The sequence below is a fragment of the Streptomyces sp. P17 genome (genome assembly GCF_032436805.1).
Taxonomy (GTDB): domain Bacteria; phylum Actinomycetota; class Actinomycetes; order Streptomycetales; family Streptomycetaceae; genus Streptomyces.
Map to the genome: position 1 here is coordinate 1 of NZ_JAVRBF010000981.1, position 264 is coordinate 264.

At 66.3% G+C, this 264-nt stretch carries 1 protein-coding gene; it reads left to right on the forward strand.

The features are described 5' to 3' along the window. The coding region (locus RMT89_RS43655; RefSeq protein WP_315889305.1) for a hypothetical protein at positions 1-257 on the forward strand (257 nt) is incomplete at its 5' end. Positions 258-264: the final 7 nt, after the last annotated feature.

The following is a 264-nucleotide window of genomic DNA, read 5'->3' on the forward strand; positions in this document are numbered from 1 at the left end:
TCTCCGATCGCGAAGCCGGTGCCTTCGTGGTCGTTGGCGCGGCGGCGGCGGTGCTGTTCGCGCTCACCATTTGCCGTCTCGCCACCACCGACGGGGTTACCCCGGGCCATGTGTACGCGGAGATGACCTATCTGTGGACGTTCGTCGGCAGCCTGGATGATGCACCGTCGATGGTGGATCAGCTGGCGCGGTTGAAGGACATCGGCCGCCGCGTCAGCCCCGGCATGGATGATACGGAGCACAAGGACGCCGCGTGACCGGTAG